A 5051-nucleotide genomic window follows, 5' to 3' on the forward strand; every position below is an offset into this window, starting at 1 on the left:
CATCCCACGGCGATGGTGGCATAGTGCTTGTTTTCGCGGCGGTACCCGTCGAGGACAGGTTCAAGCGCCATGACGTAGCGCTCCACGAACGTGGGGACGCCCTCGGCCTCGAGGACGTAGTCGCTGACGTCCTGGTCGAGGCCGGTGTGCGGCCTCAGCTTCGGCACCCAGTGCGGGTTGGGAATGAACCGGACGTCCGCAACGTAGTTCGCGTCGACAGGCAATCCGTACTTGAAGCCGAAGCTCATGATGTTCAGGCGCAGTGCCACCGGGCCGGTCTCGGAGAAGAGCTCGGTGATGGCGGTGGCCAGGCCGTGGACATTGAAAGCTGACGTGTCCAGGACGAGGTCGGAGGAATCCCGCAGTTCCTTCAGTAGCTCACGTTCCGCAGCAATGCCGTCAAGGATCCTGCCGCCACCCTGCAGCGGGTGCGGACGCCTGCCCTGCTCGAAGCGGCGGACCAGCACGTCGTCGCTCGCGTCAAGGAACAGCACCCGGAAGGTGACACCGCTGGCCGCCAGGGCGTGGAGGGCGGCGCGGATGTCGGCGAACAGTGCCTTGCTCCGGACGTCCACCACGACGGCGAGCCGGGGGATCGTCTGCGGGGCGTGCGACACCAGTTCCGCCAGGGTGCCCAGCATCTGCGGCGGCAGGTTTTCGACGACGTACCAGCCGTGGTCCTCCAGCGCGTCCGATGCCGTGCTGCGGCCGGCTCCGGACATGCCCGTCACCACGAGCAGTTCCGCCTCGACCGGCTTCACTGGCGTGAGGCCTTCCTCATCGACGCCGGTTCCTGCCGTCGGCTCTGCCATTAATTCCAGCCCCATTTCTGCTCTAGCTTGCCGTTTGCGTGCACACAGAAGTGCGCGCGGCAAGATTTCCGTACTTACCCTAGCTAAGAATCAGGGCGCGGGCTAAGTTTCCAGCACTTCGCCGGTGGTCATGTTGATGGCCGGCAGGGCATCCACGGACTCGGCCCCGGCGCCGTTGGCACCGAAATGGGTGACAATGGCCGCCGCGAGGGCGGGGCCGATGCCCTTGGCCGCCGCGAGTTCCTCAGCGGTTGCCGCCTTGATCTTCCGCACGGAGCCGAAGTGGGCCAGCAGCGCCTTGCGCTTGGAATCGCCGAGGCCGGGGACACCGTCAAGGGCAGAAACCGTCATCGCCTTTCCGCGCTTCTGCCGGTGGAACGAGATGGCAAAGCGGTGCGCCTCGTCGCGGATGCGCTGCAGCATGTACAGGCCCTGCGAGGAGCGGGGCAGGATCACCGGGAAGTCACTGTCCGGCAGCCACACCTCCTCCAGCCGCTTGGCCAGCCCCACCACGTAGACGTCGTCCACACCGAGTCCGGCCAGGGCACGCGCGGCGGCGTTGACCTGCGGCTTTCCGCCGTCGACCACCACAAGGTTGGGAGGATAGGCAAACTTGGCCCGCGGCGCCGCGGTGGTGGTGTCCGCCAGTGCCCCTCCGTTGCCGCCGGCAGGAGCCGGCGCGGCGGTCCCGACGTCGGACGCGTCCACCTGCGCTGTCTTGTCCAGCAGGTAGTGCCGGAAGCGCCGCGTCAGGACGTCGTGCATGGCGGCCGTGTCATCGGTTGCCGCCGCCCCGGTAATGGAAAACTTCCGGTAATCGGATTTCTTGGGCAGGCCGTCCTCCACCACCACCATGGATGCGACCACGTTGGTTCCCTGGACATGCGACACGTCGTAGCACTCGATCCGCAACAGCGGCACGGGCAGCTCAAGGGCCTCCTGGAGTTCCTGCAGGGCCTGTGACCGCACTGTGAGGTCACCGGCCCGCCTGGTCTTGTGCAGCCTGAGGGCGTGTTCCGCGTTCTCCCGGACGGTGGACATCAGGGCGGCCTTGTCGCCGCGCTGCGGCACCCGGATATCCACCTTGGCGCCCCGCAGGCCGCCCAGCCACACCGCCAGCTCCGCGGCATTGCTGGGCTCCACGGGGACCAGCACCTCGCGGGGAAGCCTGCCCTGGACTTCCGCGTCCTCGCCGTAGACCTGCTGCAGCAGGTGTTCCACGAGGTCCGGGGTGGTGGAGTCCTCCACCTTCTCGACCACCCAGCCGCGCTGGCCCCTGACCCTGCCGCCGCGGACGTGGAACACCTGGACGGCAGCTTCGAGTTCGTCCTCATGGAGTGCGAAAACATCCGCGTCGGTGTCTTCGGCCAGTACCACGGCGTTCCGCTCGAAGACCTTGCGGAGGGCCGCGATATCGTCGCGGATCCTGGCAGCCCGCTCGTAGTCCAGCTCAGCGACGGCGGCAGCCATGTCCTTTTCGAGCCGCGCGATGAATCGCTTGGCTTCGCCGCCCATGAAGGCGCAGAAGTCTTCGGCGAGGGCCCGGTGCTCCTCGGGGGTGACACGGCCCACGCACGGCGCCGAGCACTTGTCGATGTAGCCGAGCAGGCACGGCCGGCCACTGGCCTGGGCACGCTTGAGGACACCGGCGCTGCAGCTGCGCACAGGAAACACACGCAGCAGGGTGTCCATGGTTTCCCTGATCGCACCGGCCGTGTACGGACCGAAGTAGCGGGTGCCCTTCCGCCGCTCGCCGCGCATCACCTGGACGCGGGGCAGCTTCTCCCCCATGGTGACGGCAAGGTACGGGTAAGTCTTGTCGTCCCGGAAGACCACGTTGAACCGCGGCTTGAATTCCTTGATCCAGGTGTATTCCAGCTGCAGCGATTCCAGTTCGCTTCCAACGACGGTCCACTCAACGCTGCTTGCGGCGTGGACCATCGCGTGCGTCTTTGGCAGGAGGCCCGCGGGATTGGCGAAGTACGAGTTCAGGCGAGAGCGGAGGTTCTTGGCCTTGCCGACGTAGATGACCCTGCCGTGGGGATCCCGGAACCTGTATACGCCCGGATTGGTTGGAATTTCACCCGTCTGGGGTCGGTAACTTGCTGGATCTGCCACGCTTCCAGTCTACTGAGCCCGCGGAGCACTGCTCGCCGTCCCTACTCGATGGCCTTGCTCTGGTTGTAGCCCGCGGAGCGTTCCTGCCCGCTGAGCTCCGCGATGGCGTCCATGATGCGGTCGGTAACCTGCCGGCGCGCCGGCAGGGAGTGGTCCGGTCCGGTCTTCTCGAAGTACAGCGGCTCGCCGACCTTCATGATGAAGTGCTGGGGCTTCACGGCATTGCGGCCCGCGGGCTGCAGCTTCTCCGTGCCGATGAGGCCAACGGGGATGACTGGTGCTCCTGTGGTGAGGGCAAGCCAGCCCACACCGGTCCGGCCACGGTAGAGGATGCCGTCGCGTGAGCGGGTGCCCTCGGGATAGATGCCGATGCCCCTGCCGTCCTCCAGGATGTCGAGGAGGGTCCGCAGCGCCTGCACGCTCGCGGCCTGCTCGCCGCGTTCCACGGGAATCGAGCCAACGGCCTCGAAGAACGACTTCATGAGGCGCCCCTTGACGCCCTTCGTCGTGAAGTACTCGGCCTTGGCGAAGAAGGCCACGGGGCGCGGCATCAGCGCCTGCACAATCACGCTGTCCAGAAACGAAAGGTGGTTGGGTGCCACGATGAAGGGCCCGTCCTTCGGCACGTTCTCCAGGCCCGTGACGGTCGGCCGGCACGTACCCGAGATCAGCCCGCGGGTGGTCCACCTGATGCCGTCAAAGAGCTCCATCGTTGCGCACCCCGCTCAAAGCTGCAGCCCGGACAGATTCCAGCTCCTCGATGGCGTTGCGGAGGCTTGGGGCATCATGGACCACAGCCACGGCGCCTGCTCCCTCAAGCTCGCCGTCGGGAGCGAACCCCCAGCTGACACCGATGCAGTCGATGCCGTTGGCGAGGGCACCTGCCACGTCCTGCGCACGGTCGCCCACCATGATGGCGTGCTGTGTGCGGACTTCTGCCATGGCGGCGGCGATGATCCCGGTCTTGCCGATGGGGCCGTCGGCGGCGGCGGTTTCGTCCGAAGCGGATCCGCGGATCGCCGCGAACCGGCGGGCAATCTTGTGGTGTTCGAGGACCAGGTGTGCAAGGTGCTCCGGCTTTTGTGTTGCCACAGCCACGGGCCGCCCTGCTGCCGCGTAGCTTTCCAGGAGCTCTGCGATTCCCGGGTAGAGGCGGCTTTGCGAGATGCCGGTGTCCAGGTAGCGCATCCGGTAGCTGCGGATGACGTTCTTCAGCATGGCCGGCGGAACTCCGGCGATGCTCAGCAGTGAGTCACTCAGCTTTGGCCCGACCATCGCGTCCAGGAGATCCTGGCTCGGGACGGGGATCCCGAATTCAGTGAGAGCCGCGGCAATTCCGTCTGTTATGCCGCCGGCCGGATCGACAAGAGTGCCGTCCAGGTCGAAGATCACGGGCACTGTTGTTGAAGTCACCGGCCTAGTTTCTCACGAGAGCACCCCTGCACAAATTCACATGCCGTACCGGGAATACTTCCCGGCACGGCAGATGTTCGTTCATGGCCCGCAGGCCCCGGTGCCGGTGGAGGCCCGGGGCTGCCGTCCTAACCGAGAATCTCGGCCAGGAAGGTGGCGGTGTGGCTCTCCTTCGATTTGGCCAGCTGCTCTGGCGTACCCGACGCCACGATCCGGCCTCCGCCCGAGCCGCCGTCCGGTCCGAGATCCACAATCCAGTCCGCACTCTTGATGACATCGAGGTTGTGCTCGATGGTGATGACGGTGTTGCCCTTGTCCACCAGACCCTGGAGCACGAGCAGCAGCTTCCGGATGTCCTCGAAGTGCAGGCCCGTGGTGGGCTCGTCCAGAACATAAATGCTGCGGCCGTTCGAACGCTTCTGGAGTTCCGCGGCCAGCTTGACGCGCTGGGCTTCGCCGCCGGAGAGCGTGGTGGCGGGCTGACCCAGGCGCACGTAGCCCAGGCCGACGTCCACCAGCGTGTTGAGGTGGCGCGCGATCGGCGAGAAGGCCGCGAAGAACTCCGCGCCCTCCTCGATGGGCATGTTCAGTACGTCCGCGATGGTCTTGCCCTTGTAGTGCACCTCGAGCGTCTCGCGGTTGTACCGGGCACCGTGGCAGACCTCGCACGGGACGTAGACGTCCGGCAGGAAGTTCATCTCGATCTTC

Annotated in this window: 4 protein-coding genes and 1 pseudogene; all 5 read right to left on the bottom strand. The window is 66.2% G+C overall.

The genetic code is table 11. From position 1 onward, the window contains the following. On the bottom strand, positions 1-812 hold an 812-nt coding region (rapZ, locus tag AC3A3W_RS00070; protein WP_487439858.1), incomplete at its 3' end, for an RNase adapter RapZ. 102 nt (positions 813-914) lie between these two features. Beyond that, positions 915-2930, bottom strand: coding sequence for an excinuclease ABC subunit UvrC (gene uvrC, locus AC3A3W_RS00075; RefSeq protein WP_487439859.1), 2016 nt, complete (start codon positions 2928-2930; stop codon positions 915-917). A 41-nt stretch (positions 2931-2971) separates the two neighbouring features. Further along, the gene (locus tag AC3A3W_RS00080; protein ID WP_487439860.1) at positions 2972-3640 is read right to left on the bottom strand and encodes a lysophospholipid acyltransferase family protein; all 669 of its coding nucleotides are present in this window, start codon (positions 3638-3640) and stop codon (positions 2972-2974) included. After that, a complete protein-coding gene (locus AC3A3W_RS00085; protein WP_487439861.1) occupies positions 3627-4343 on the bottom strand; it encodes an HAD hydrolase-like protein in 717 nt (238 codons plus the stop codon). Before AC3A3W_RS00085 ends, AC3A3W_RS00080 begins: the two co-directional genes overlap by 14 nt. 128 nt (positions 4344-4471) lie before the next feature. After that, positions 4472-5051 (bottom strand): annotated as a pseudogene (locus AC3A3W_RS00090) (excinuclease ABC subunit UvrA); the annotation flags it as partial.

The organism is Arthrobacter sp. Soil_N43, assembly GCF_057655195.1.